The organism is Mycobacterium sp. NGS26, from assembly GCF_059813025.1.
Map to the genome: position 1 here is coordinate 186,820 of NZ_JCALDU010000002.1, position 23,135 is coordinate 209,954.

Annotated in this window: 24 protein-coding genes and 1 pseudogene; 20 read left to right on the forward strand and 5 right to left on the reverse strand. The window is 70.4% G+C overall.

What is annotated here, in order from left to right; genetic code table 11:
* Positions 1-2: 2 nt before the first annotated feature.
* Complete coding sequence (locus AC5Y6X_RS06930) at positions 3-1,169, forward strand: lactate 2-monooxygenase (protein WP_499985490.1); 1,167 nt, start codon at positions 3-5, stop codon at positions 1,167-1,169.
* Positions 1,170-1,201: 32 nt separating this feature from the next.
* Positions 1,202-2,113: a tyrosine recombinase XerC gene (locus AC5Y6X_RS06935; RefSeq protein ID WP_324681505.1), complete on the forward strand. Its 912-nt coding sequence runs from the start codon at positions 1,202-1,204 to the stop codon at positions 2,111-2,113.
* Positions 2,114-2,189: 76 nt separating this feature from the next.
* On the opposite strand, the pseudogene AC5Y6X_RS06940 reads toward AC5Y6X_RS06935, so the two are convergent.
* Positions 2,190-2,708 (reverse strand): annotated as a pseudogene (locus tag AC5Y6X_RS06940) (M23 family metallopeptidase); the annotation flags it as partial.
* 206 nt (positions 2,709-2,914) lie between these two features.
* On the opposite strand from AC5Y6X_RS06940, the gene rpsB reads away from it, so the two are divergent.
* From rpsB to AC5Y6X_RS06955, 3 genes are read left to right on the forward strand one after another with little or no spacing between them, the layout of a single operon-like run.
* Positions 2,915-3,769 carry a 30S ribosomal protein S2 gene (gene rpsB, locus AC5Y6X_RS06945; protein WP_324681507.1) on the forward strand — a complete coding sequence of 285 codons (855 nt, stop codon included), beginning with the start codon at positions 2,915-2,917 and terminating at the stop codon, positions 3,767-3,769.
* 3 nt (positions 3,770-3,772) lie between these two features.
* Positions 3,773-4,588 carry a translation elongation factor Ts gene (gene tsf, locus AC5Y6X_RS06950; RefSeq protein WP_499985492.1) on the forward strand — a complete coding sequence of 272 codons (816 nt, stop codon included), beginning with the start codon at positions 3,773-3,775 and terminating at the stop codon, positions 4,586-4,588.
* A gap of 24 nt (positions 4,589-4,612) precedes the next feature.
* On the forward strand, positions 4,613-6,034 hold the full coding sequence (locus AC5Y6X_RS06955; protein WP_499985493.1) for an amidase: 1,422 nt from the start codon (positions 4,613-4,615) through the stop codon (positions 6,032-6,034).
* A gap of 6 nt (positions 6,035-6,040) precedes the next feature.
* On the opposite strand, the gene AC5Y6X_RS06960 is transcribed toward AC5Y6X_RS06955, so the two are convergent.
* Positions 6,041-6,460, reverse strand: coding sequence for a MarR family winged helix-turn-helix transcriptional regulator (locus AC5Y6X_RS06960; RefSeq protein ID WP_499985494.1), 420 nt, complete (start codon positions 6,458-6,460; stop codon positions 6,041-6,043).
* A 390-nt stretch (positions 6,461-6,850) separates the two neighbouring features.
* On the opposite strand from AC5Y6X_RS06960, the gene AC5Y6X_RS06965 reads away from it, so the two are divergent.
* Together AC5Y6X_RS06965 and AC5Y6X_RS06970 are read left to right on the forward strand one after the other, a co-directional pair.
* On the forward strand, positions 6,851-7,417 hold the full coding sequence (locus AC5Y6X_RS06965; protein ID WP_499985496.1) for an MPT63 family protein: 567 nt from the start codon (positions 6,851-6,853) through the stop codon (positions 7,415-7,417).
* Between the two features lie 124 nt (positions 7,418-7,541).
* On the forward strand, positions 7,542-8,489 hold the full coding sequence (locus AC5Y6X_RS06970) for a lysophospholipid acyltransferase family protein (RefSeq protein WP_499985498.1): 948 nt from the start codon (positions 7,542-7,544) through the stop codon (positions 8,487-8,489).
* A gap of 40 nt (positions 8,490-8,529) precedes the next feature.
* On the opposite strand, the gene AC5Y6X_RS06975 is transcribed toward AC5Y6X_RS06970, so the two are convergent.
* Together AC5Y6X_RS06975 and mbp1 are read right to left on the reverse strand one after the other, a co-directional pair.
* Entirely contained in the window at positions 8,530-9,267 is a 738-nt protein-coding gene (locus tag AC5Y6X_RS06975) for a winged helix-turn-helix domain-containing protein (RefSeq protein WP_499985500.1), read from the reverse strand.
* Between the two features lie 216 nt (positions 9,268-9,483).
* A complete protein-coding gene (gene mbp1, locus AC5Y6X_RS06980) occupies positions 9,484-9,729 on the reverse strand; it encodes a microaggregate-binding protein 1 (protein ID WP_499985501.1) in 246 nt (81 codons plus the stop codon).
* Between the two features lie 301 nt (positions 9,730-10,030).
* On the opposite strand from mbp1, the gene pyrH reads away from it, so the two are divergent.
* The 6 genes from pyrH to AC5Y6X_RS07010 are packed head-to-tail and all read left to right on the forward strand — an operon-like array spanning position 10,031 to position 14,869.
* Positions 10,031-10,792, forward strand: coding sequence for a UMP kinase (pyrH, locus tag AC5Y6X_RS06985; protein WP_324681520.1), 762 nt, complete (start codon positions 10,031-10,033; stop codon positions 10,790-10,792).
* A 15-nt stretch (positions 10,793-10,807) separates the two neighbouring features.
* Positions 10,808-11,365 carry a ribosome recycling factor gene (gene frr / locus AC5Y6X_RS06990; RefSeq protein WP_324681521.1) on the forward strand — a complete coding sequence of 186 codons (558 nt, stop codon included), beginning with the start codon at positions 10,808-10,810 and terminating at the stop codon, positions 11,363-11,365.
* 22 nt (positions 11,366-11,387) lie between these two features.
* Positions 11,388-12,317: a phosphatidate cytidylyltransferase gene (locus AC5Y6X_RS06995; protein ID WP_420715983.1), complete on the forward strand. Its 930-nt coding sequence runs from the start codon at positions 11,388-11,390 to the stop codon at positions 12,315-12,317.
* 22 nt (positions 12,318-12,339) lie between these two features.
* A complete protein-coding gene (gene rlmN / locus AC5Y6X_RS07000) occupies positions 12,340-13,434 on the forward strand; it encodes a dual-specificity RNA methyltransferase RlmN (RefSeq protein WP_499985502.1) in 1,095 nt (364 codons plus the stop codon).
* Positions 13,435-13,479: 45 nt separating this feature from the next.
* The gene (gene dsbE, locus AC5Y6X_RS07005; RefSeq protein ID WP_420715984.1) at positions 13,480-13,998 is read left to right on the forward strand and encodes a disulfide bond-forming protein DsbE; all 519 of its coding nucleotides are present in this window, start codon (positions 13,480-13,482) and stop codon (positions 13,996-13,998) included.
* Between the two features lie 4 nt (positions 13,999-14,002).
* A complete protein-coding gene (locus AC5Y6X_RS07010) occupies positions 14,003-14,869 on the forward strand; it encodes a cytochrome c biogenesis CcdA family protein (RefSeq protein WP_499985504.1) in 867 nt (288 codons plus the stop codon).
* A gap of 15 nt (positions 14,870-14,884) precedes the next feature.
* On the opposite strand, the gene AC5Y6X_RS07015 is transcribed toward AC5Y6X_RS07010, so the two are convergent.
* The gene (locus AC5Y6X_RS07015; RefSeq protein WP_324681526.1) at positions 14,885-15,139 is read right to left on the reverse strand and encodes a DUF2631 domain-containing protein; all 255 of its coding nucleotides are present in this window, start codon (positions 15,137-15,139) and stop codon (positions 14,885-14,887) included.
* Positions 15,140-15,215: 76 nt separating this feature from the next.
* Between AC5Y6X_RS07015 and dxr the strand changes: the two genes are divergently transcribed.
* The 7 genes from dxr to map all read left to right on the forward strand — a co-directional run bounded on the left by dxr (position 15,216) and on the right by map (position 23,128).
* Positions 15,216-16,391: a 1-deoxy-D-xylulose-5-phosphate reductoisomerase gene (gene dxr, locus AC5Y6X_RS07020; RefSeq protein WP_324681527.1), complete on the forward strand. Its 1,176-nt coding sequence runs from the start codon at positions 15,216-15,218 to the stop codon at positions 16,389-16,391.
* Positions 16,392-16,396: 5 nt separating this feature from the next.
* Positions 16,397-17,620 (forward strand): M50 family metallopeptidase, encoded by a 1,224-nt coding sequence (locus AC5Y6X_RS07025; RefSeq protein WP_499985505.1) that lies wholly within the window; start codon positions 16,397-16,399, stop codon positions 17,618-17,620.
* Positions 17,621-17,633: 13 nt separating this feature from the next.
* Positions 17,634-18,800 carry a flavodoxin-dependent (E)-4-hydroxy-3-methylbut-2-enyl-diphosphate synthase gene (gene ispG / locus AC5Y6X_RS07030; RefSeq protein WP_324681530.1) on the forward strand — a complete coding sequence of 389 codons (1,167 nt, stop codon included), beginning with the start codon at positions 17,634-17,636 and terminating at the stop codon, positions 18,798-18,800.
* Between the two features lie 47 nt (positions 18,801-18,847).
* The gene (locus AC5Y6X_RS07035; RefSeq protein ID WP_499985506.1) at positions 18,848-19,702 is read left to right on the forward strand and encodes a GNAT family N-acetyltransferase; all 855 of its coding nucleotides are present in this window, start codon (positions 18,848-18,850) and stop codon (positions 19,700-19,702) included.
* 77 nt (positions 19,703-19,779) lie between these two features.
* On the forward strand, positions 19,780-21,600 hold the full coding sequence (locus AC5Y6X_RS07040) for a penicillin-binding transpeptidase domain-containing protein (protein ID WP_499985508.1): 1,821 nt from the start codon (positions 19,780-19,782) through the stop codon (positions 21,598-21,600).
* 38 nt (positions 21,601-21,638) lie between these two features.
* Positions 21,639-22,217: a DUF1707 SHOCT-like domain-containing protein gene (locus AC5Y6X_RS07045; protein WP_324681534.1), complete on the forward strand. Its 579-nt coding sequence runs from the start codon at positions 21,639-21,641 to the stop codon at positions 22,215-22,217.
* 53 nt (positions 22,218-22,270) lie between these two features.
* Positions 22,271-23,128: a type I methionyl aminopeptidase gene (gene map, locus AC5Y6X_RS07050; protein ID WP_499985510.1), complete on the forward strand. Its 858-nt coding sequence runs from the start codon at positions 22,271-22,273 to the stop codon at positions 23,126-23,128.
* Positions 23,129-23,135: the final 7 nt, after the last annotated feature.

Here is a 23,135-nt window from a genome sequence, read left to right on the forward strand (position 1 = left end):
CGGTGGCGCCCAATTTCGGGGACTACCAGAACGAGATCTATCTGCGCGGCCTGGCCGGGGTGGTGCCGCCGTTCCCGATGGCCTTCGCCGAGCTGGAAGCCAAGGCCGCCACGGCGCTGCCGCCGTCGGTGTGGTCGTACGTGGCGGGCGGGGCCGGCGACGAGCGCACCCAGCGGGCCAACTGCGAGGCGTTCGGGCGGTGGGGCCTGTACCCGCGCATGTTCGTCGGCGCCGCGCAGCGCGACCTGTCCGTCGACCTGTTCGGCCTGGCCCTGCCGAGCCCGCTGTTCATGGCGCCGATCGGCGTCATCGGGCTGTGCGCCCAGGACGGCCACGGCGACCTGGCCACCGCGCGCGCGGCCGCGGTCACCGGGGTGCCCATGGTCGCCTCGACGCTCACCGTCGACCCGATGGAAGACGTCGCCGCCGCCTTCGGCGACACGCCCGGGTTCTTCCAGCTGTACACGCCGACCGACCGCGAGCTGGCCGCCAGCCTGGTGCAGCGCGCCGAGGCGGCCGGCTTCAAGGGCATCGTGGTCACCCTCGACACCTGGGTCACCGGCTGGCGCCCACGCGACCTGAGCACGTCGAACTTCCCGCAGCTGCGCGGGCACTGCCTGGCCAACTACACCAGCGACCCGGTGTTCCGCGCCGGCCTGCGGCGCCCACCGGAGGAAGACCCGCAAGGCGCCGTGCTGCGCTGGGTGCAGCTCTTCGGAAATCCCCTGACGTGGGACGACCTGGGTTGGCTGCGCTCGCTGACCAAGCTGCCGCTGCTGGTGAAGGGCATCTGCCACCCCGACGACGCCCGGTGCGCCCGAGACGGCGGCGTCGACGGCATCTACTGCTCCAACCACGGCGGCCGGCAGGCCAACGGCGGCCTGCCCGCCATCGACTGCCTGCCGGGGGTGGTCGAGGCCGCCGACGGTCTGCCGGTCCTGTTCGACTCGGGCATCCGCAGCGGCGCCGACGTCATCAAGGCGCTGGCGCTGGGCGCCACCGCGGTGGGTGTGGGCCGGCCGTACGCCTACGGTTTGGCGCTCGGCGGCGTCGACGGCATCGTGCACGTGCTGCGCATGCTGCTGGCCGAGGCGGACCTGATCATGGCCGTGGACGGCTATCCCACGCTCAAAGATCTCACCCCGGACACGCTGCGGCGCGTCGACTGAGCCGCGGCGCGCCCGGCTGCGACCGTGGGGGAGTGCAGGCGATCCTCGATGAGTTCGACGAGTACCTGGAGCTGCAATGCGGGCGCTCGGCGCACACCCGTCGCGCCTACCTGGGGGATGTGCGCTCGCTGTTCGCCTTCCTCGACGGACGGGGCGTGGAGGCGCGCGGGCTCGGCCTGGACCGGTTGAGCCTGCCGGTGCTGCGGACCTGGCTGGCCGCGGCGGCCGGCGCCGGTGCGGCCCGCACGACGCTGGCCCGTCGCACCTCGGCGGTCAAGGCGTTCACCGCGTGGGCGCTGCGGCGCGGCCTGCTGACCACCGACCCCGCGACCCGGCTGCAGGTGCCCAAGGCGCACCGCACCCTGCCGGCGGTGCTGCGCCAGGATCAGGCGCTCGACGCCATGGCCGCCGCGAAATCCGGTGCCGCGCAAGGCGATCCGTTGGCACTGCGGGACCGGCTGATCGTGGAGATGCTGTACGCCACCGGGATTCGGGTGAGCGAGTTGTGCGGCCTGGACGTCGACGACGTCGACGCCCGGCAACGGGTGGTGCGGGTGCTGGGCAAGGGCGACAAGCAGCGCACCGTGCCGTTCGGGGTGCCGGCCGCCGACGCGCTGCGCGGGTGGTTGAACGACGGGCGGCCGGCCCTGGTCACCGCGGAGTCCGGGCCGGCGCTGCTGCTGGGCGCCCGGGGCCGCCGGCTCGACGTGCGCCAGGCCCGCACGGTCGTGCACCAGACCGTCTCCGCGGTGAACGGCGCCCCCGACATGGGGCCGCACGGCCTGCGGCACAGCGCGGCCACACACCTGCTCGAAGGCGGGGCCGACCTGCGGGTCGTCCAGGAGCTGCTCGGCCATTCCAGCCTGGCGACCACCCAGCTGTACACCCACGTCGCGGTGTCCCGGTTGCGGGCCGTGCACGACCAGGCCCACCCCCGGGCTTAGCCCCGGCGAGCAGACGCAAAAGCCCCCTAAAACCGCAGGTTTTGGGGGGCTTTTGCGTCTGCTCGCGCTAGCCGCGCAGCGGCTTGAGCCGGATCCGCGTGGACTTCAGCAGGCCCAGCGGATCGACGTAGTCCGCGCCCGACGCCGGGCCCCACATCGCGCCCCAGTGCAAGCACGCCGCCGCCGGGCAGCCCGGGTGCCCGGCGACCAGCTCGCCGAGCACGGTCTGCGCCGTCACCGGCTGACCGACCCGCACCGCCGCCCGCACCGGCTCGTAGCTGGTGCGCAATCCGCCGGGATGGGCCAGCGACACCACCGGCCGCCCGGCCAGCACGCCGGCGAACACCACGGTCGCGTCCGCGGCGGCGTATACCCGCTGGCCGGGGGTTCCGGGCAGGTCCACCCCCCGATGCCCCGGTTTCCAGTCGGGCGACGGGGCGTCGAATCCCCGGGCCACCGCCGGCGGCGGGCGCAGCGGCCAGTCGAACCGAACGTCGTCGGCGACCGCCGGCGCGGCGCCGAGCAGGCCCAAGGCCAGCATCAGTGCCACCCACCGCATCCGTGCAGTCCAGCGCGGCGCCGCCGATCGGGCCAGTCAGCGCTGTGCACAAGCACCGTCAAAGCAGCTGGCCGAGCGGTGTAAACTGCTTCACGCGGTCCGTGTGAACGGGCTGACTTCGCGTGTCTGCGCAACAACCGGATGCCGTGCGGTCCCGAGTAAGGGTTCGGCATCTCGACAGACGCCAGGGCCCGGCCTCACCCGATGCCGGGCGACAACCGACAACAAAGGAATGGCCGGTAATGGCTGTTGTAACCATGAAGCAGCTGCTCGACAGCGGCACCCACTTCGGGCATCAGACCCGACGCTGGAATCCCAAGATGAAGCGGTTCATTTTCACCGACCGCAACGGCATCTACATCATCGACCTGCAGCAGACGCTGACCTTCATCGACAAGGCGTACGAGTTCGTCAAGGAAACCGTCGCCCACGGCGGGACGGTGCTGTTCGTGGGCACCAAGAAGCAGGCGCAGGAATCGGTCGCGGCCGAGGCCACCCGCGTCGGCATGCCGTACGTGAACCAGCGCTGGCTGGGCGGCATGCTCACCAACTTCGCCACCGTGCACAAGCGGCTGCAGCGCCTCAAGGAGCTCGAGGCGATGGAGCAGACCGGCGGCTTCGAGGGCCGCACCAAGAAGGAGATCCTGGGCCTGACCCGGGAAAAGAACAAGCTGGAGCGCAGCCTCGGCGGCATCCGCGACATGAACAAGGTCCCGTCGGCGGTCTGGGTGGTCGACACGAACAAGGAGCACATCGCCGTCGGTGAGGCGCGCAAGCTGGGCATCCCGGTCATCGCGATCCTGGACACCAACTGCGACCCCGACGAGGTCGACTACCCGATCCCGGGCAACGACGACGCGATCCGCTCGGCCGCGCTGCTGACCAAGGTGATCGCCTCCGCGGTCGCCGAGGGCCTGCAGGCCCGCGCCGGCCTGGGCCGCGGCGACGGCAAGCCCGAGGCGGAGGCCGCCGAGCCGCTGCCCGAATGGGAGCAGGAGCTGCTGGCCTCGGCCGCCGCGACCGCCGGCGCCCCGACCGCCGCCCCCACCGACGCCGCTGCGGGTGCACCCGAAACAACTCCGTCACAGGAAGGCTGACCATTGGCGAACTTCACCGCCGCCGACGTCAAGCGGCTTCGTGAACTGACCGGCGCCGGCATGCTCGACTGCAAGAACGCGCTCGCCGAGAGCGACGGCGACTTCGACAAGGCCGTCGAGGCGCTGCGCATCAAGGGCGCCAAGGACGTCGGCAAGCGCGCCGAGCGGGCCACGGCCGAAGGCCTGGTCGCGGCCAAGGACGGCGCGCTCATCGAGCTCAACTCCGAGACCGACTTCGTCGCCAAGAACGCCGAGTTCCAGGCCCTGGCCGAGCAGATCGTCGACGCCGCGCTGGACGCCAAGGCCACCGACGTGCAGACGCTGCTGGCCGCCAAAATCGGCGACAACACCGTCGAGCAGGCCATCGCCGACTTGTCGGCGAAGATCGGCGAGAAGCTCGAGCTGCGCCGCGTGCAGTACTTCGACGGCAACGTCGAGACCTATCTGCACAAGCGCGCCGCCGACCTGCCGCCGGCCGTCGGGGTGCTGGTCGAGTTCACAGGCGAGGACAAGGACGCGGCGCACACGGCCGCGTTGCAGATCGCCGCGCTCAAGGCCCGCTACCTGTCCCGCGACGATGTCCCCGAGGACGTGGTGGCCAGCGAACGCCGCATCGCCGAGGAGACCGCCAAGGCGGAGGGCAAGCCCGAGCAGGCGCTGCCCAAGATCGTCGAAGGCCGGCTGAACGGCTTCTTCAAGGATGCGGTGCTGCTCGAGCAGCCGTCGGTGTCCGACAGCAAGAAGACCGTCAAGGCGCTGCTCGACGAGGCCGGCGTGACGGTGACGCGGTTCGTTCGCTTCGAGGTGGGGCAGGCCTAGCCGGCGACGGCTGGCGTCAGTGCCATGCGACGCGTACACGCTTTCGGCGACGATGCCCTCGGCGACCTCGATGCGGTGGGCCTGTCCGAGGCCATCCGCGCCGGCTGGGTCAGCAGAGCCGACGTCATCGAGGCCGCCATCGCCCGCGCCGAGGCCGTCAACCCGGCCCTGAACGCCTTGGCGCACAAGGCGTTTGACCAGGCTCGCGAGGCCGCCTCGGCCGGGCCGGGGACCGGGCGGTATTTCGAAGGCGTCCCCACGTTCATCAAGGACAACGTCGACGTCGCGGGCCAGCCGACGATGCGGGGCGCCGACGCGTGGACGCCGTTCGACGCCGTCTCCGACGGCGAGTTCACCCGGCTGTACCTGGCCACCGGGCCGACATCGCTGGGCAAGACGCAGATGTCGGAGTTCGGGTTTAGCGCGTCCGCCGAACATCCCCGGCTCGGGCCGGTCCGCAACCCGTGGGACACCGACTACACCGCCGGTGCGTCGTCCTCGGGATCGGGCGCCTTCGTCGCCGCCGGCGTCGTGCCGATCGCCCACGCCAACGACGGCGGCGGCTCGATCCGAATTCCGGCCGCCTGCAACGGACTTGTCGGGCTGAAGCCGTCGCGCGGTCGGCTGCCGCTGGATTCGCAGCTGCGCCGGATGCCGGTGGGCATCGTCGCCAACGGTGTGCTGACCCGTTCGGTGCGCGACACCGCGGCCTTCTATCGGGAGGCCGAGCGCATCTGGCGCAATCCCGCGCTGCCGCCGGTCGGCGACGTCACGGGCCCGGGCCGGCAGCGGCTGCGGATCGCGGTGGTGACCCGCTCGGTCCACCGCGAGTGCAGCCCGCAGCTGCGCGAGCTGACGCTGAAGTCGGCCGGCCTCCTCGAGGAGCTGGGCCACCGCGTCGAACACGTCGACGAGCCCCCGGTGCCGGCCGGTTTCACCGACGACTTCGTGCTGTATTGGGGGTTCCTGGCGCTGGTGCAGGTGCGCACCGGGCGGCGCCTGTTCGGCAACACGTTCGACCGCACCCGGCTGGACGCCTTGACCCTGGGCCTGGAGCGGCACAGCGGCCGCAATCTGCACCGGCTGCCGGGGGCCATCGTGCGCCTGCGCAGGATGCGGCGGCGCACCGCGGAGTTCTTCCGGACCTACGACGCGGTGCTCACGCCGACGGTCGCCGACGAGACGCCGCGGATCGGACACCTCGCGCCGACCGACTACCCGCAGCTCATGCAGCGGCTGATCGACTGGGTTGCGTTCACCCCGCTGCAGAACGTCACCGGCGAACCGGCGATATCGCTGCCGCTGGCCCAAACCGCGGATGGCATGCCGGCCGGCATGATGCTGGCCGCCGACATGGGGCGCGAAGCGCTGCTGCTGGAACTGGCCTACGAGCTCGAGGAGGCCCGGCCGTGGGCGCGGATCCACGAGCCCGGGGAATCCGCGTAACCGGGGTCAGTCGGATCCCAGCCGTTCCAGCATCCGCTTGAACTCGCGTTGCTGGGCCGGGGTCAGCTTGGCCAGGATGCGCGAGTCGGCGACGCGGACCGCGCCCTCGGCGCGCTTCAACAGGGTGCGGCCCGAAGCCGTCAGCGTGGCGGGCAGCGCACGCCCGGAGGAAACCGATTGCGGCCGGGCCACAGCGCCGATCTCTTCCAGCCTGCGCAACACCGTGTTCATCGCCTGCGGTGTGACGTTGGTGCTTCGGGACAACTCGGCGCTGGATAGGCCCGGGGACATCGAAAGGATTCGCAGGCAAACGAATTCGGGCAGTGTCAGGCCGAGCGGACCCAACACCGAGGAAACCTCCGGTCGCAGAACCGCTCCCACCCGGTAGAGCAGGTATCCCAGTGGAGCGTCTTCGGTTTGACCCATGTCAACGATATTGACATACGTCGCAGCTTTTCGACGGGATTCGGGGTTTGCGGGTTCGGGGCTTACGCCTCCGCCGGAAAGCTCATGGCGACTTCACCTTTCGCGATCGGCCGTGCCGACGTCCGGATCGAGTTAATCGTTGGGGTAGTCGTGGCCCCAGTGGCGCGGTGCCGGTAGTGATGCCGATGTTGTTCCTGTGGCGCCAAAAGGCCTGCGTTAAAAGGCGCTCAGCAAAACGGCACCCGAAATGGCGGGCATTCCGGCTGGTGGTGGGCCGTGCCTTTCACAATTCGCAATTGTTCGCGTTTAACGCCGCGCCGAAAAGGTTATGGGGAAATACATCGCGCCCTGCCTAAAGGGGGGTGACTGTGGATAGGAAAGGAATTGAGCATGAAGGTCAGTAGGACTGCTGTAAAGAGTGCTATTGCCGCCGGGGGGATAGCCGCGGCAGGAGTGTTCACCGCAGCGACCGCATCCGCTGCGCCGCCCAACATCCAGCCGTTCGGCACCAGCGAACCACTCATCGATGGTCCCCTGGTCACGAATTACACCGTGAGCAATCTGCAACCCAGCAACGCGGTGATCCCGGGGTACACGCCGAAGGGCACGCTCTATCAGGCCGACGTCACCGCCAGGTCCGATAGCGGTCTGGTGACCCCGATGGTCAACGACTTCATCGCCCGCGGGCCCAACGGGCAGAACTACCGGGTGATCGACAAGGTCGCGGCCCCGGGCAGCCTCAACCCGGCGCCCATCCCACAGGGCAGCGAATCGACCGGGACGCTGTACTTCGACGTGACCGGCGCACCGCCGAACGGCGTCGTCTACAACGACGGGAACCAGGACGTGCTGATCTGGACGTCGAACCTGTCGCCGGGCTCGGCACCGGCCTCGCCGACAACCCCGGCGCCCGGTGCGCTGCCCAGCCCGGCGCCGGGTGGGGCGACGCACGCCTGACCGGTTCTGATCCGGCCCGATCCGGCCTGATCCGGTTGGACAACCTCCCCGCGCCTTGCCCTTGGCGCGGGGAGGTTTTCGTGTGCGCGAATCCCACGCGGCCGAACGGGGTACCCGAACCCACATGAGCAATCCCGATCACAGGTCAGACCACAGGCCAACCGAGGTGCGCGAGCAAGCGCGGCGCCACGCCGAACGGGCGCGGGCGACGATGCAGGACAAGCGCGGTGATCGCGACGGCGGGCTGAGCGGCTGGGTCGCCGAGCGCGCCGCCGAATGGGACCTCGGCGGCCAGGACGAAACCACGCTGCAGCGCCAGAAGTTCTTCTGGAACGTCCTGGTCGACTACTGGTTCCGCATGGAGATCGACGGCTGGGAGAACATTCCCGGGCCGCCGGTGCTGCTGGTGGGGATCCACTCGGGCGCGCCGTTCGTCTGGGACGCGTGGACCGTCGGCCTGCAGTGGTGGCGGCGCTTCGGCCAGGATCGCCCGCTGCACGGCACCGCCCACGACGCGTTGATGGCGATCCCGCTCATCGGGCGCTACTTCCGCTCGATGGGCGTGCTTCCGGCCGCCCCGGACGCGATCGCCACCGCGCTGGCCGAGGGCCGCGATGTGGCGATATGGCCGGGCGGGGAGGTGGACTCGCTGCGCCCGTGGACGGAGCGCGATCGCGCCAACCTCGCCGGGCGCACCGGATTCGTGCGGATGGCGATTCGTGCCGGAGTGCCGATCGTGCCGATCGCCACCGTCGGCGGTGCCGACGCGATGCCGGTGCTGATCCGCGGCGACCGGCTGTCGAGGGCCCTGCGGCTGGACCGGCTGCTGCGGCTCAAGGTGTTCCCGCTGGCGGTCTCGCTGCCGTGGGGCATCGCGCCGGCCGCGCTTCCGCAGCTTCCGCTGCCGGCCAAGATCAGGACCCGGTTCATGCCCGTCGTCGAGCTGGACCACGACCCCGCCCGCGCCGATGACGACGAATACGTCGACCGCAAGTACCGCGAGGTCGAGGACAGCATTCAGGAGGGCATGGACGCGCTCGCGCGCAAGCGCGCACTTCCGCTTTTCGCGTGATTGGAAGCTCGAAAGTTGAATCGCGACAGGGTTTTTGGGGTCAGCGGGCGACCGTGTCGGTGGGTTCCGGGGCGGACGTCGAGATCGGGCCCAGCGTCGGTTCGCTGACAACCCATTCCGGGTGCGGCGGCGTCACCGCCATGTAGCCCACGCCGCGCACGGTGTCGACCATCGACTCGTATTCGGGTCCGAGCTTGGCGCGCAGCCGCCGCACGTGAACGTCGACCGTGCGGACGCGGCCGTTGCAGTCGTAGCCCCACACCTCGTGCAGCAACCGGGTGCGGCTGAACGCCCGACCGGCATGCTGCACAAGGAAATTCAACAGCTTGAACTCGGTAAGCGTCAGGCCCAGGTCCCTGCCCGCCACCGACGCGGTGAAGCTGGCCGGGTGCAGCGCGAGGTCCCCGAATTTCAGCGTGCCGTCGACCGAGCTGCGCCGGCGTTTGATCGCCAGCCGCAGCCGCGCCTGCAACTCGTCCGCGCCGGCGGCGGGCAGCATCACGTCGTCGAAATTCCAGTCGATGTCGACCGTGACGAAGTCCACCGGGGTGACGACGGCCAGCACCGCCGTGGCCGGCGCGGTGGCGGTGAGCCGGCGGCACACCCCGCGAGCCGCGGCGAGGTCGGTGCGCGCGTCGATGATCGCGACGTCGGCGTTGTCGGATTGCCCGTCAACGTGATCGGTCAGCGACGCGCGCCGCGTCGTGTGCGCCACCGAGCCCAGCGTCGGCAACACCGACTCGAAGTCGTCGGCATCGGTAAGCAGTAGTACGTCCAATGACGTCTCCAAAACTCATGACGGTCGTGCCATGGACCCGTAGGCACCTCCCACATGGAGACCACATGGACTCCCACATGGAGATGTCTGCAAGCGCAGCGCAGGGTACCCGGATTAGTTCAGAACTATGCCACCTCTGCCCGAGATGTAACCCATCCCGCAGAAAGTCGACGGGCCCGGCCCGTAGAGCCGGGCCGGACCCATCGTGGAAACAAGCTACTGGTTCTGGTTGGACTTCTGCCGTTCCTCGGCCACCTGCGCGCTGCCGCGGGCGGCTTCCGCCTCGGCCTCCTTCTTGGCCGCGTCGCGCTGCGCCTCGGCCTTGTCCTGCTGGGCCTGGCCCTCGCGGGTCAGGTCGTCTCGGCCCGACACGGCTCCGGCGGCCTCCTTGACGCGTCCCTTGACGTCCTCGACGACGCCCTTGACGGCTTCGGCAGGTCCGGATTTGTTGGTGTCCGCCATGGATGTTCCTCCTGAGTGGCTTGGGTGATTCGGGCGATTCACGCCCAATCGATGCCGATCCACGCGATCGGCCGGGTCAACGCGGGTCCGGCCCTCATTCTCAAGGCCGTGAATTCCCCCCGCGCTGATGCGGATTCCCCCTCCCGCGGGATGTTCAAACATCCCTCGACGTCGCGCCCCGCCCGGCAACCGGCCAGATAATGCACCCCGCCGACGCCGCATTGTGCTGCGATGAGGCAGGATGTGAAATGCCGTTCCGGGTGAGGTCGTCCCGGGATGGCACTGTCATGCGAGGAGTGTGATGACGGATCCCGAGCCAACGAGCGCCAACGGCGCACCGGCGCCCTCGGCGGGTCGATCGAAGTATTCGAGAGTGTTGCTCAAGCTCGGTGGCGAAATGTTCGGCGGCGGCCAAGTCGGGCTGGATCCCGACGTCGTGGCGCAGGTGGCCCGCCAGATCGCCGAGGTCGTTCGCGACGGCGTGCAGGTCGCCGTCGTCATCGGCGGCGGCAACTTCTTCCGCGGCGCGCAGCTCCAGCAGCGCGGCATGGAGCGCACCCGTTCGGACTACATGGGCATGCTCGGCACCGTCATGAACAGCCTCGCGCTGCAGGACTTCCTGGAGAAGGAAGGCATCGTCACCCGCGTCCAGACCGCGATCACCATGGGCCAGGTGGCCGAGCCCTACCTGCCGTTGCGCGCCGTCCGCCACCTGGAGAAGGGCAGGGTGGTGATCTTCGGGGCCGGCATGGGGCTGCCGTACTTCTCCACGGACACCACCGCGGCGCAGCGGGCGCTGGAGATCGGCGCCGAGGTGGTGCTGATGGCCAAGGCGGTCGACGGGGTGTTCTCCGCGGATCCGCGGCAGCACCCCGAGGCCGAGCTGCTCACCGCGATCAGCCATCGCGAGGTCATCGACCGCGGGCTGCGGGTGGCCGACGCCACCGCGTTCAGCCTGTGCATGGACAACGGCATGCCGATCCTGGTGTTCAACCTGTTGACCAGTGGCAATATCGCCCGCGCGGTCGCTGGTGAGAAGATCGGAACACTGGTCACCACCTGAGGGGAAGACGCGCAAATGATCGACGAAGCTCTCTTCGACGCGGAAGAGAAGATGGAAAAGGCCGTGTCCGTGGCCCGCGAGGACTTGTCGACCATCCGGACCGGCCGCGCGAACCCGGGGATGTTCTCCCGCATCGTGATCGACTACTACGGCACCAACACCCCGATCACCCAGCTGGCCAGCATCAACGTCCCCGAGGCCCGGCTGGTGGTGATCAAGCCCTACGAGGCCAATCAGCTGCACGCCATCGAGACCGCGATCCGCAACTCCGACCTCGGGGTGAACCCCACCAACGACGGCACGCTCATCCGGGTGGCCGTGCCGCAGCTCACCGAGGAGCGCCGCCGCGAGCTGGTCAAGCAGGCCAAGCACAAGGGAGAGGAAGCGCGGGTGTCGGTGCGCAACATCCGTCGCAAGGCGATGGAGGAGCTGCACCGCATCCGCAAGGACGGGGAGGCCGGCGAGGATGAGGTCGGACGCGCCGAAAAGGATCTGGACAAGACCACCCATCAGTACGTCGCCCAGATCGACGAGCTGGTCAAGCACAAAGAAGGCGAGCTGCTGGAGGTCTAGCGGCCGCTCAGCAACCAAGTCCGTGGCAGCGAACTACGCCGGCGCAGGCTCGTCGCCCGATGAGCAAGCCCGTCGGGCCGAGAACACCACGGCGCAGCCCGCCAAGAAGGCGTCCCGGGCCGGGCGCGACCTGCGCGCCGCGATCGTCGTGGGGCTGTTCACCGGCGGACTCGTCGTCGTGACGGCGGTGTTCGCGCACCGCTACTGGGTGGTGCTCTGCTCCGGCGCGGCCCTGGTCGCCAGCCACGAGGTGGTGCGGCGGCTGCGCGAGGCCGGCTACGTCATTCCCGTCATCCCGCTGCTGGTCGGCGGCCAGGTCACGGTGTGGCTGACCTGGCCCTTCCACGCCGCCGGCGCCATGGCCGGCTTCGGGGGCACCGTCGTGGTCTGCATGATGTGGCGGCTGTTCATGCAGGACAACAGCAAACGGCCGGAGCCGTTCGCCGGTTCCCCGTCGGCGAACTACCTGCGGGACGCGTCCGCCACCGTCTTCCTGGCCGCCTGGGTCCCGCTGTTCGCCTCGTTCGCCGCGCTGCTGGGCTACCCGCACGACGGCACCGGACGGGTGTTCTGCCTGATGGGCACCGTCGTCGCGTCCGATGTGGGCGGCTACGCGGTGGGGGTGCTGTTCGGAAAGCATCCGATGGTCCCGGCGATCAGCCCGAAGAAGTCCTGGGAGGGGCTGGCCGGGTCGATGGTCTTCGGCATCACGGCCGCGATCCTGATCGCGACGCTGCTGGCCCACAAACCGTGGTGGATCGGCGCGCTGCTGGGCGTCGTGCTCGTGTTCACCTGCACGCTCGGCGACCTGGTCGAGTCGCAGGTCAAGCGCGACCTCGGCATCAAGGACATGGGCCGGCTGCTGCCCGGCCACGGTGGCCTGATGGACCGCCTCGACGGCGTGCTCCCGTCGGCCGTCGCGACCTGGACGGTGCTGACGCTGCTTCGCTGACGTGGCCGATACTGGACGGGTCATGGTCCAACAGCTGATTTTCGACGAGCCGCGCCCGAGCAGGCCGCCGCGGCACCTGGCCGACCTCGACGCAGCGGGCCGCGCCTCGGCCGTCGCGGAGCTCGGCCTGCCGGCGTTCCGCGCCAAGCAGCTCGCGCACCAGTACTACGGCCGGTTCATCGCCGACCCGCGGCAGATGACCGACCTCCCGGCGGCCGTGCGCGACCGGATCGCCGAGACCATGTTCCCGAGGCTGCTCACCGCGGCCGCCGAGGTGACCTGTGATGCCGGCCAGACCCGAAAGACGTTGTGGCGAGCCGTCGATGGCGCCACCGTCGAGTCGGTCCTGATGCGCTACCCGCAGCGCAACACGGTGTGCATCTCCTCGCAGGCCGGCTGCGGCATGGCCTGCCCGTTCTGCGCGACGGGCCAGGGCGGGCTGACGCGCAACCTGTCCACCGCGGAGATCCTCGAGCAGGTGCGCGCCGGTGCCGCCGCACTGCGCGACGACTTCGGCGGCGATCGGCTGTCGAACGTGGTCTTCATGGGCATGGGCGAGCCGCTGGCCAACTACGCGCGGGTGCTGGCCGCGGTGCGGCGCATCGTCGACGCGCCGCCGCACGGTTTCGGCATCTCGGCCCGATCGGTGACGGTGTCGACGGTGGGCCTGGTTCCGGCGATCCGCAAGCTCGCCGACGAAGGGCTGGGGGTGACGCTGGCGCTGTCGCTGCACGCGCCCGACGACGAGCTGCGCGACACGCTCGTCCCGGTCAACAACCGCTGGAAGATCGGCGAGGCGCTCGACGCCGCCCGGCACTACGCCGAGGCCACCGGTCGGCGGCTGTCGGTCGAGTACGCGCTGATCCGCGACGTCAACGATCAACCGTGGCGGGCCGACCTGCTCGGCAAGCGGCTGCATCGTGCCCTCGGCCCACTGGTGCACGTCAACCTGATCCCGCTCAACCCGACGCCGGGCAGCGACTGGGACGCCAGCCCCAAGCCGGTGGAGCGGGAGTTCGTCCGGCGGATCCGAGCGAAGGGGGTGTCATGCACCGTCCGAGACACCCGGGGTCGCGAGATCAGCGCCGCCTGCGGGCAGCTGGCAGCGCGCACCTGAACCGCCGCGGCGCCCGGCACGTCTTTAAGACGTAACCCCCAGCAGATGAGGAATGCCATGATTCGCCTGTTGTCCCCGCTCAGACTGTTCGCCGCAGCGGTGTGCGCCGCCGCCCTGATATTCGGGCTGGCCGAGGCGCCGCGCGCGAAGGCCGCCGACGATCGGCTGCAGTTCACCGCGACCACGCTCAGCGGCGCGCCGTTCAACGGCGCCAGCCTGCAGGGCAGGCCGGCGGTGCTGTGGTTCTGGACGCCGTGGTGTCCGTTCTGCAACGCCGAAGCCCCCGGCGTCAGCCAGGTCGCGGCCGCCAACCCCGGGGTCGCCTTCGTCGGCGTCGCCGCGCACTCCGACGTCGGCCAGATGCAGAGCTTCGTCTCCAAGTACAACCTGAACTTCCCCAACCTCAACGACGCCGACGGTTCGATCTGGGCCCGGTACAACGTGCCGTGGCAGCCGGCCTACGTGTTCTACCGGTCGGATGGCAGCTCGACGTTCGTCAACAACCCGACCTCGGCCATGTCCCAGCAGGAGTTGGCCGGCCGGGTGGCCGCGCTGACGCACTGACCCGGTGAACCAGGGCCTCATAGGTCTGGCCTTCGCCGCCGGGCTGGTGGCGGCGCTCAACCCGTGCGGGTTTGCCATGCTGCCCGCGTACCTCCTTCTGGTGGTGCGCGGGCAGCGCCAGAGTGCACAGCCGGCCGCGGCGTGGGCGCCGATCGGCCGCGCCGCGGCGGCCACCGCCGGCATGGCGCTGGGCTTCGTCACGGTGTTCGGACTGTTCGGGGCGCTGACCATATCGGCGGCCACGGCCGTGCAGCGCTACCTGCCGTACGTGACCGTCGCGATCGGCGGAGTCCTTGTCGCCCTTGGGGTTTGGCTGCTGGCGGGCCGGGAGCTGGCGCTGCGGCCGGTGGGCCCGCGGTGGGCGCCGAACGCGCGGCAGGGCTCCTGGATCGCGGGCATGTACGCCTACGGCGTCAGCTATGCGATCGCCTCGCTGTCGTGCACCGTCGGCCCGTTCCTCGCGGTCACCGGCGCCGGCCTCCGGGGCGGGTCCGTCGTCACCGCCGTCGCGGTCTACGTGGCCTACGTCGCGGGCCTGACGGCGGTCGTCGGCGTGCTCGCCATCGCCGCCGCTCTGGGCGGCTCGGCGCTGGCCGACCGGCTGCGGCGGGTGCTGCCGTTCGTCAACCGGATCGGCGGCGCGCTGCTGGTGGCGGTCGGCCTGTATGTGGCCTACTACGGGGTCTACGAGCTGCGCCTGTTCGGCGGCGGGGCAAACCCCCACGACGGGGTGATCGCGGCGGCCGGACGCCTGCAGGGCACGCTGGCCGGCTGGGTGCACCGGCACGGCGGATGGCCGTGGGCCGCGGCGTTGCTCGTGCTGGTCGCGGGCGCACTCGCCGGGGCCTGGTATCGGCGGGCGCGGCGCTGAAAACGCCCGGGCGAGCTACCTGATCCAGCCGCGGTGGCGGCCCCACAGGTCGCGCACCAGGACGAAGAGCGTCAGCGCGGCGAACCCGATCAGGAACACGTTCTCGACATGGCCGACGTGGTTGCCGCGCAGCATCGCGACCAGGAGTATCAGCGCCAATACCCCGACGACGTGCCAGGTGCGGTGGTTGATCCGGCTCCACCCCCACGCCGCGGACGGCACCTCAGCGGGGTCGACGCCGTTGTAGTGCTCCACCTCGGTACTGGCCACGACGATTCCCTTCCTGTCGGCTCGTACCGAGATTCTGGCATACGCCCCGCGCGGGCGGGCGGGGCACAATGAGTGGGTGACTAACGCGACTGCCGGGGGGCGCCTGCGGGTGCTCGTGTTGGGCAGCACCGGCTCGATCGGCACCCAGGCGCTGGAAGTCATCGCCGCCAACCCCGACCGTTTCCAGGTGGTCGGGCTGGCCGCCGGGGGCGCCAACGTGGACACGCTGCTGCGGCAGCGCGCCGAAACCGGCGTCGGCAACATCGCCGTCGCCGACGACCGCGCGGCACAGCGGGTGGGGGACGTCCCCTACAGCGGACCCGAGGCGGTGACCCGGCTGGTCGAGGAGACCGAGGCCGACGTCGTGCTCAACGCGCTGGTCGGGGCGCTGGGCCTGCGGCCGACGCTGGCGGCCCTCGCGTCGGGTGCCCGGCTGGCGCTGGCCAACAAGGAATCGCTGGTCGCCGGCGGTCCGCTGGTGCTGCGGGCGGCGCGGCCGGGTCAGATCGTGCCGGTCGACTCCGAGCACTCCGCGCTGGCCCAGTGCCTGCGCGGCGGCGACCCCGACGAGGTCGCCAAGCTGGTGCTGACCGCCTCGGGCGGGCCGTTTCGCGGCTGGTCCGCCGCCGACCTCGAGGGCGTCACCCCCGAGCAGGCCGGCGCCCACCCGACCTGGTCGATGGGCCCGATGAACACGCTGAACTCGGCGTCGCTGGTCAACAAGGGGCTCGAAGTGATCGAGACCCACCTGTTGTTCGGCATTCCCTACGACCGCATCGAGGTCGTGGTGCACCCGCAATCGATCGTGCATTCGATGGTCACGTTCGTCGACGGCTCCACGATCGCCCAGGCCAGCCCCCCGGACATGAAGCTGCCCATCTCGCTGGCGCTGGGCTGGCCGCGGCGGGTGGCCGGGGCCGCCCCCGCCTGCGACTTCACCACCGCCTCGACCTGGGAATTCGAGCCCCTGGACGCCGACGTCTTCCCGGCCGTCGAACTGGCCCGGCAGGCCGGCCGGGCCGGGGGCTGCATGACCGCCGTCTACAACGCGGCCAACGAGGAGGCGGCGGCAGCGTTCCTCGACGGGCGGATCGGCTTCCCCGCGATCGTGAAAACCATCGCCGATGTGCTGCACGCCGCAGACCAGTGGGCCGTTCCACCCGCTACCGTGGATGACGTACTGGACGCGCAGCGCTGGGCACGGGAGCGAGCGCAGCGCGCCATCACAACTGCCAGTCCCGCGGGAGTCTGAAGAGAATGATGTTCGCAATCGGCATCGTGCTGTTCGCGCTCGCCATCCTGATCTCGGTGGCGCTGCACGAATGCGGCCACATGTGGGTCGCCCGCGCCACCGGCATGAAGGTGCGCCGCTTTTTCGTCGGCTTCGGCCCCACGCTGTGGTCGACGCGGCGCGGCGAGACCGAGTACGGCGTCAAGGCCGCGCCGCTGGGCGGCTTCTGCGACATCGCCGGCATGACCCCGGTCGAGGACCTTTCACCCGACGAGCGCGACCGCGCCATGTACAAGCAGGCGACGTGGAAGCGGGTCGCGGTGCTGTTCGCCGGCCCCGGCATGAACTTCGTCATCTGCCTGGTGCTGATCTACGGCATCGCGCTGGCCTGGGGGCTGCCCAACCTGCACCCGGACACCCGGGCCGTCGTCGGCGAAACCGCTTGCGTCGCACCGGAAACCGCGCCGGGCAAGATTGGCGGCTGCACGGGGCCGGGGCCGGCGGCGCTGGCCGGGATCCGCGCCGGCGACGTCGTCGTCAAGGTCGGGGACACCCCGGTCTCCACCTTCGAGGACATGGCCGCGGCGGTGCGCAAGGCGCAGGGCGTCGTTCCGGTCGTCGTCGAGCGTGACGGCGCCACGATCACCACCTACGTCGACGTCACGCGCACCCAGCGCTTCCTGCCCAACGGCGCCGCCGGGCAGGGCGGTCAGCCCCAGGCCTCGAATGTGGGCGCGATCGGGGTGGGCGCCGTCAAAGCCGCCCCCACGCGCTACGGCGTGCTCGCCGCGATACCGGCCACCTTCACCTTCGCCGGTGACCTGACCGTCGAGGTGGGCAAGGCGCTGGCAGCGATACCGACGAAGGTGGGCGCGCTGGTGCACGCCATCGGCGGCGGACAGCGCGACCCGCAAACGCCGATGAGCGTCGTGGGGGCCAGCATCGTCGGCGGCGACACCGTCGACCACGGGCTGTGGGTGGCGTTCTGGTTCTTCCTGGCCCAGCTGAACCTCATCCTGGGCGCGATCAACCTGGTGCCGCTGCTGCCCTTCGACGGCGGCCACATCGCGGTCGCGGTGTTCGAAAAGATCCGCAACTCGATCCGGGCCGCCCGCGGCATGGTCGCGGCCGCGCCGGTGAACTACCTCAAGCTGATGCCCGCGACGTACGTGGTGCTGGTGTTCGTGGTCGGCTACATGCTGCTGACCGTGACCGCCGACGTGGTCAACCCGATCCGGATCTTCCAGTAGAAAGAGAGCGAAAGTGACCATAGGCCTGGGCATGCCGGACGCCCCGGCACCCACGCTCGCCCCCCGGCGCAAGACCCGCCAGCTGATGGTCGGCGACGTCGGGGTCGGCAGCGACTACCCGATCGCCGTGCAGTCGATGACCACGACCAAGACGCACGACGTCAATTCGACGCTGCAGCAGATCGCCGAGCTGACCGCGTCCGGTTGCGACATCGTCCGGGTGGCCTGCCCGCGTCAGGAGGACGCCGACGCGCTGGCCGAGATCGCCCGCCACAGCCAGATCCCGGTGATCGCCGACATCCACTTCCAGCCGAAGTACATCTTCGCGGCGATCGACGCCGGCTGCGCCGCGGTGCGGGTGAACCCGGGCAACATCAAGGAATTCGACGGCCGGGTCGGCGAGGTCGCCAAGGCGGCCGGCGCGGCGGGCATCCCGATCCGCATCGGCGTCAACGCGGGCTCGCTGGACAAGCGGTTCATGGAGAAGTACGGCAAGGCGACGCCCGAGGCGCTGGTCGAGTCCGCGCTGTGGGAGGCCTCGCTGTTCGAGGAGCACGGCTTCGGCGACATCAAGATCAGCGTCAAGCACAACGATCCCGTCGTGATGGTCGCCGCCTACGAGCAGCTGGCCGCGCGGTGCGACTACCCGCTGCACCTCGGCGTCACCGAGGCCGGCCCCGCCTTCCAGGGCACCATCAAGTCCGCGGTCGCGTTCGGCGCGCTGCTGTCGCGGGGCATCGGCGACACCATCCGGGTGTCGCTGTCGGCGCCGCCGGTGGAGGAGGTCAAGGTCGGCAACCAGATCCTCGAGTCGCTGAACCTGCGGCCGCGTTCGCTGGAGATCGTGTCGTGCCCGTCGTGCGGTCGCGCGCAGGTCGACGTCTACACCCTGGCCAACGAGGTCACCGCCGGGCTCGACGGGCTCGACGTGCCGCTGCGGGTCGCCGTGATGGGCTGCGTCGTCAACGGTCCGGGCGAGGCCCGCGAGGCCGACCTGGGCGTCGCGTCGGGAAATGGCAAGGGCCAGATCTTCGTTCGCGGCGAGGTGATCAAGACCGTGCCCGAATCCCAGATCGTCGAGACGCTGATCGAGGAGGCGATGCGGCTCGCCGCCGAACAGGAAACCGGCCGCGATGCGGGCACAACACCGAGCGGTTCGCCTATTGTGACCGTAAGCTGATATAGGCCTCGACCGGCCTTCGGTTCGCACCACAGAGAGTTCGCCAGATGTCGGCTCCGCCCATCTTTCGCCTCATCGGCGACCGGCGGGTGTCCGTGGTGCGTGACGCCGCCGCGGTGTGGCGGGTCCTCGACGAAGATCCGGTCGGCTCGTGCATGGTCGCGGCGCGGGTCGCCGACCACGGCATCGACCCCGGCTCGATCGGCGGCGAGCTGTGGACCCGCCGCGGCGTGGAGGAGTCGCTGTGCTTCGCCGGGGCCAACCTGATCCCGCTGCGCGGCGCGCCGGCCGACCTGGCCGCGTTCGCCGACGAGGCGATGAGCGGGACGCGGCGCTGCTCGTCGCTGGTCGGCAGGGCCGGCCTGGTGATGCCCGTGTGGGAGCGGCTCGAATCGGCGTGGGGGCCCGCGCGCGACGTGCGCGACGACCAGCCGTTGATGGCGCTGGCGACGCACCCCGACTGCGAGATCGACACCGAGGTGCGTCAGGTCCGCCCGGAGGAGCTGGACGCCTACCTGGTGGCCGCCGTCGACATGTTCATCGGCGAGGTCGGCGTCGACCCCCGGCTCGGTGATGGCGGCCGCGGCTATCGCCGCCGGGTGGCCAGCCTGATCGCGGCCGGGCGCGCCTGGGCCCGGTTCGAGCAGGGCCAGGTCGTCTTCAAGGCCGAGGTGGGATCGCAATCGCCGGCCGTCGGCCAGATCCAGGGCGTCTGGGTGCACCCCGAATGGCGCGGCCTGGGCATCGGGACCGCCGGCACCGCGATGGTGGCCGCGGTGATCGTCGGGGGCGGGCGCATCGCCAGCCTCTACGTGAACCACTTCAATACCATCGCCCGCGCCGCCTACGCCCGGGTCGGCTTCGCCGAGGTCGGCACCTTCGCGACTGTTCTGCTCGACTGAGGGCCCTCGCGCGATAACGGTTGGGTTTCGGTGTGCCTACGGCCGTGTCGCGGCCAACGTGCCTAACATCAGCCTCAATGGCAACTCTAACCACATACGTATCACGGCTGGCCGGGCTGGCCGCCGTCGTGATCATCGTCGCGTCGGCGCAGGCATGCACCCCCCGGCCCGACGGGCCCGGCCCGGCCGCCGAGCGGTTCTTCCGCGCGCTGGCCATCGGGGACACCGCGACGGCCGCCCAGCTCAGCGACAACCCCAACGAGGCCCGCGAGGCGCTCAACGCGGCCTGGGCGGGGCTGCAGGCCACCCATCTGGACGCGCAGGTTCTGTCCGCCAAGTACGCCGAGGACACCGGCACGGTGGACTACCGGTTCAGCTGGCACCTGCCCAAGAACCGGACCTGGACGTATGACGGCCAGCTGAAGATGGCCCGCGACGAGGGCCGCTGGGAGGTCCGCTGGGCCGCCAACGGGCTGCACCCCAAGCTCGGCGAGCACCAGACGTTCGCGCTGCGGGCCGACGCGCCGCGGCGCGCCTCGGTCAACGAGCTCGGGGGCAGCGACGTGCTGGCGCCCGGCTACCTGTACCACTACACCCTGGACGCGACCCAGGCCGGGCCCGGGCTGATCGGGACGGCCCACGCGGTCGTCGACGTGCTGCGGCCCCTGAACAATTCGCTGACCGACCCGCAGTTGCTGGCCGAGCAGGCCAGCTCGGCGACCCAGCCCGTCGACCTGGTGACGCTGCAGCCCGCCGACAACGACAAGATCTTCCCGCTGATCGGCAGGCTGCCCGGCATCGTGATCACGCCCCTGGCCGACATGCTGCCCACCGACCCGCATTTCGCGCCGGCCGTCGTCAGCCAGGTGAAGAAGGCCGTCATCGACCAGCTCAACGGGCAGGCGGGCTGGCGGGTGGTCAGCGTCAACCAGAACGGGGTCGACGTCGCCGTGCTGCACGAGGTCGAGGGCTCGCCGGCGCCGTCGGTGTCGATCACCCTGGACCGGGCGGTGCAGAACGCCGCGCAGCACGCGGTCGACACCCGCGGCGGCAAGGCGATGATCGTCGTGATCAAGCCGTCGACGGGGGAGATCCTCGCGATCGCGCAGAACGGCGCCGCCGACGCCGACGGCCTGATCGCCACCAACGGCCTGTTCCCGCCCGGGTCGACCTTCAAGATGGTCACCGCCGGCGCGGCCATCGACCGCGACATGGCCACCCCGAACACGATGCTGGGCTGCCCGGGCCGCATCGACATCGGGCACCGCACCATCCCCAACTACGGCGGCTTCGACCTCGGCGTGGTGCCGATGTCGCGGGCGTTCGCCAGCTCCTGCAACACCACGTTCGCCGAGCTGAGCAGCAGGATGCCGCCCCGCGGCCTGACGCAGGCGGCCACCCGCTACGGGATCGGGCTCGACTACCAGGTGGACGGCATCACCACCGTCACCGGGTCGGTGCCCCCGACGGTGGACCTCGCCGAGCGCACCGAGGACGGGTTCGGCCAGGGCAAGGTGCTGGCCAGCCCGTTCGGCATGGCGCTGGTGGCCGCCACGGTCGCGGCCGGCAGGACGCCGGTGCCGCAGCTGATCGCCGGGCGGCCGACGACGGTCGACGGCGACAGCACGCCGATCAGCCCGAAGATGGTCGACGCGCTGCGGCCGATGATGCGGCTGGTGGTGACCAACGGGACCGCCAAGGAGATCGCGGGCTGTTGCGGCGAGGTGTACGGGAAGACCGGTGAGGCCGAGTTCCCGGGCGGATCGCACTCGTGGTTCGCCGGGTATCGCGGCGATCTGGCGTTCGCGGCGCTGATCGTCGGGGGCGGCAGCTCGGAATACGCGGTCCGGATGACCAAGGTCATGTTCGAGTCGCTGCCGCGGGACTTCCTGGCCTGAGCCTCTCGCGCGTCCGCGGCAGCGGTAAATTTGCGAGCATGACCGATGCCGGCGGAGACACGGTGATGTTGCGCGTTTCCGACGCCGACCGCAACGGCACGATGCGGCGGCTGCACAACGCCGTCGCGCTCGGACTGATAGACATCGGCGAGTTCGAGCAGCGCTCGTCGCTGGTGTCCTATGCGCGCACCCGACGCGAGTTGGACGAGCTCGTCGGCGATCTGCCCGGGCCGGGCGCCATCGTCACCTCCGCGGCCGACCGGGTCCAGCTGCGCGGCTGGGCCGGGTCCCTGAAGCGCCACGGCGAGTGGACCGTGCCCACCCGCCTGGCGCTGATCCGGCGGCTGGGATCGATCGACCTCGATCTCACCCGGGCGCGGTTCGCCGGGCCGGTGGTGGTCATCGAGCTCGACATGAAGTTCGGCTCGCTGGACCTGCGGCTGCCCGAGGGCGCCAGCGCGTCGATCGACGACGTCGAGGTCTACGTCGGCAGCGCCAGCGACCGCCGCAGGGACGCGCCGGCCGAGGGGACGCCGCACGTGGTGCTGACCGGCCGGGTGACGTGCGGGTCGGTGATTATCCGCGGGCCGCGCCGCGCGCTCTTCTCCCGGCGTTGAGTCTGCGCCCAATCTGTTCCAGGGCTGCCCAGGCCAGCCCGTAAGCTGGCGGCATGCCCGCTCGCACCGCGCTTTCCCCCGGAGTGCTGTCGCCGACGCTTCCGGTGCCCAACCACATCCCGCGCCCGGAATACGTCGGCAAGGCGACCGCCAGGGAGGGCAGCGAGCCCTGGGTCCAGACGCCCGAGGTGATCGAGAAGATGCGCGTCGCCGGCCGGATCGCGGCGGGCGCGCTCGCCGAGGCGGGCAAGGCGGTTGCGCCCGGGGTGACCACCGACGAGCTGGACCGGATCGCGCACGAATACATGGTCGACCACGGCGCCTACCCATCCACCCTGGGATACAAGGGATTCCCGAAGTCGTGCTGCACGTCGCTCAACGAGGTCATCTGCCACGGAATCCCGGACTCGACGGTGATCGCCGACGGCGACATCGTCAACATCGATGTCACCGCCTACATCGACGGCGTGCACGGCGACACCAACGCGACCTTTCTGGCCGGCGACGTCTCCGAGGAGCATCGGCTGCTCGTCGAGCGGACCAAAGAGGCCACGATGCGCGCCATCAACGCCGTCAAACCCGGGCGCGCGCTGTCGGTCATCGGCCGCGTCATCGAATCGTATGCAAATCGGTTCGGGTACAACGTGGTTCGCGACTTCACCGGGCACGGCATCGGCACCACGTTTCACAACGGCCTGGTCGTGCTGCACTACGACCAGCCCTCGGTCACGACGATCATGCAGCCCGGGATGACGTTCACCATCGAGCCGATGATCAACCTCGGCGGCCTGGACTACGAGATCTGGGACGACGGCTGGACCGTGGTCACCAAGGACCGCAAGTGGACCGCGCAGTTCGAGCACACCCTGCTGGTCACCGACACCGGCGCCGAGATCCTGACGTCGGTATAGCAAGCCG

Coding starts and splice junctions, on each gene's coding strand:
- rpsB (WP_324681507.1), top strand. CDS start 2,915: ATGGCTGTTGTAACCATGAAGCAGCTGCTCGACAGCGGCACCCACTTC.
- AC5Y6X_RS06955 (WP_499985493.1), top strand. CDS start 4,613: ATGCGACGCGTACACGCTTTCGGCGACGATGCCCTCGGCGACCTCGAT.
- AC5Y6X_RS06960 (WP_499985494.1), bottom strand. CDS start 6,460: ATGGGTCAAACCGAAGACGCTCCACTGGGATACCTGCTCTACCGGGTG.
- AC5Y6X_RS06965 (WP_499985496.1), top strand. CDS start 6,851: ATGAAGGTCAGTAGGACTGCTGTAAAGAGTGCTATTGCCGCCGGGGGG.
- AC5Y6X_RS06970 (WP_499985498.1), top strand. CDS start 7,542: ATGAGCAATCCCGATCACAGGTCAGACCACAGGCCAACCGAGGTGCGC.
- mbp1 (WP_499985501.1), bottom strand. CDS start 9,729: ATGGCGGACACCAACAAATCCGGACCTGCCGAAGCCGTCAAGGGCGTC.
- pyrH (WP_324681520.1), top strand. CDS start 10,031: ATGACGGATCCCGAGCCAACGAGCGCCAACGGCGCACCGGCGCCCTCG.
- frr (WP_324681521.1), top strand. CDS start 10,808: ATGATCGACGAAGCTCTCTTCGACGCGGAAGAGAAGATGGAAAAGGCC.
- rlmN (WP_499985502.1), top strand. CDS start 12,340: ATGGTCCAACAGCTGATTTTCGACGAGCCGCGCCCGAGCAGGCCGCCG.
- dsbE (WP_420715984.1), top strand. CDS start 13,480: ATGAGGAATGCCATGATTCGCCTGTTGTCCCCGCTCAGACTGTTCGCC.
- AC5Y6X_RS07025 (WP_499985505.1), top strand. CDS start 16,397: ATGATGTTCGCAATCGGCATCGTGCTGTTCGCGCTCGCCATCCTGATC.
- AC5Y6X_RS07035 (WP_499985506.1), top strand. CDS start 18,848: ATGTCGGCTCCGCCCATCTTTCGCCTCATCGGCGACCGGCGGGTGTCC.
- AC5Y6X_RS07040 (WP_499985508.1), top strand. CDS start 19,780: ATGGCAACTCTAACCACATACGTATCACGGCTGGCCGGGCTGGCCGCC.
- AC5Y6X_RS07045 (WP_324681534.1), top strand. CDS start 21,639: ATGACCGATGCCGGCGGAGACACGGTGATGTTGCGCGTTTCCGACGCC.
- map (WP_499985510.1), top strand. CDS start 22,271: ATGCCCGCTCGCACCGCGCTTTCCCCCGGAGTGCTGTCGCCGACGCTT.